The sequence below is a fragment of the Haloferax sp. Atlit-12N genome (assembly GCF_003383095.1).
Taxonomy (GTDB): Archaea; Halobacteriota; Halobacteria; order Halobacteriales; family Haloferacaceae; genus Haloferax.
The window spans coordinates 1-2,165 of record NZ_PSYW01000028.1; the positions used below are offsets into that span (position 1 = coordinate 1).

The 2,165-nt window shown below is 49.3% G+C and carries 2 protein-coding genes; one reads left to right on the forward strand and one right to left on the reverse strand.

Annotated features, from left to right (window positions below; translation table 11 throughout):
- On the forward strand, window positions 1–205 hold a 205-nt coding region (locus C5B90_RS19750; protein WP_148708267.1), incomplete at its 5' end, for a GNAT family N-acetyltransferase.
- 532 nt (window positions 206–737) lie between these two features.
- Here the strand turns inward: C5B90_RS19750 and C5B90_RS19755 are convergent.
- Window positions 738–2,165 (reverse strand): (Fe-S)-binding protein (locus tag C5B90_RS19755; protein ID WP_199517576.1); only part of this gene is annotated, 1,428 nt, incomplete at its 5' end.

The window sequence follows — 2,165 nt, forward strand, 5'->3', positions numbered from 1 at the left end:
CAATGAGATTTTCATAGCGGAGTCACACCGCGGGACGGGGATCGCTGACGACCTGTTGCAGCGCGTGCTTGAAACAGCCGATGAACAGGACTTGCCACTAGATCGGTTGCTGTTGGATGTTGACGATGACAACGGGCGTGCACAGGCATTCTACAACCGATACGGGTTCGAAAAATGGGGTGATCTGGTCGCCCGGCCGCTCTAGTTGTGGGAAGTCTTTCCCCGGGAGGGCCGAACGCCCGACTTCCGAAACTTCGCAACAAGCGAATTTGTGAGGAACAAATATCCCGGCGGTGATCTCCCTCAGGTCGCGGTCCCAACCACATACAATTACAAAAATATAGTTGTAACACACGTATGCAGTGATTTGTCGTTAGCAAAGATATTCAGGAGCGGTTCGGCGCACGACGAAGGATTGGTACGACCTGATCGTTGAAGCCATGTATATTGTACAATACAACTTCTCGACAATTCACAGAGTGGGTTCGTCGCGGCGACCAGCGTGCCTCTCCACGTTTCCGAAACTCGACCGCGGGAAACTTGGGTTCCCGCTTTTTCGGTGCGAGTCGGGTACCTGGCAGACGAATTCCTTGGTTTAGGGAAGTACACCGGGTTTATTATAAATATCATAGACTCCCATTACCATCACAATATTGGTATTTTAGAACTCAAAGTAGTATGGTGTGACGTAGTACGCCTATGATTTTTGGTGTGTACAGAGGTCTCTTGATACCGTTCTAAAGTAATTCAATTGGGTGAACGGGATCGTATCCATGGTCAACTAACTGATGCGTACAAGAAGCCCCATTTGTGGCAATACATTCCACGTCCAACTGTTCGAGCTGATTAATAGTCTTTGCCGCAATCTCAATCGATAGGTCGTAATGTTCTGTCTGGTAACCGAACGCACCAGCCATCCCACAACAGGTACTATCAAGAGGATGTACGTCGTAGCCGACCCTCTCAAGAAGGTCTTTAGTTGCTGTACTCCAGCCTTTCGCTTTCGCATGGCAATGGCCATGGTAGGCAACAGATTTCTTGTTGCCGATCTCCGGTAATTCAATCTGGCCCGCGCTAGCCTCTGAAAGTAAGAAAGAAGATAATGGCTGTACTGCCACGGATGTAGACACATCGTCAATCAGATCATCGTATTCATTTACTGCACTCACACACGATGGCTCAACGCTAACTACTGGTGTCTCATCTGGCAGCTGAGCGAATCGGTCTCGATTGGTTTCTGCATGGCCGGCCGCGGTTTCAACGAGACCTTGTGAAAGTGCAGGGCGACCACAGCATTCGAAGTCCCCTATTTCAACGCGATATCCTAGCCGCTCAAGCAACTTAACTGCCGCTTTGCCAACCTCTGGCTGATTATATGTGGTGTAGCAATCGGGATACAATACGATTGGTGTCCCCTGTTCATTCGTCGTGGATCGACGATCCATCCAATCATAGAGCGTATGACGATGAAATTCTGGTAAGCTCCGTCGACGGTCAATTCCCAGTATCGCTTCACCCAAAATCCGCGCTGGTGAAATGTTAGCGAGCCGGTTTGCGAGGGGAGCCGTCAGGCTCCCAATCTTATTCATGACTCGAACGTTTCCGAAGATTCGTGCTTGCAGCGACGTGCCCTTTTCCTTATGCCGTTGGTGTTTTGCTTCCGTTTTCAATTTCGCCATATCAACACCGGTCGGACATTCGGTCTCACAAGCCTTACATGAGAGACACAAATCTAAAACCTCAGATTGGAACCAGTCTGAAGTCAACATGTCGTCGTCTAGCTCACCGTTGATCGCGGCCCGTAAGAGATTTGCACGCCCTCTGGTCGATGTTATTTCTGTTTTTGCCCCGCGATAAGATGGACACATAACCCCATCACCGGTAGTTCGACATTTTGAGCACCCATTACACTGTTCAATGAGTGATTCAAAGCCCTCTTCAGATGAAAAATCCATAGCTGTCTGGATTGAGCGGGGCTGGTACTCCTCATAGCGAAGACTGGCAGACATTCTAGCTGGCTCTTTATTTCCTGCCGGCACAACCTTGTCGGGGTTAAACACACCAACTGGGTCAAAGATTTCTTTGACTGTTTGGAGCTGCTGGTACACTATAGGGCCGTAAAAATCTTCGACGAATTGCGACCTTAGTAGTCCGTCGCCATGGTA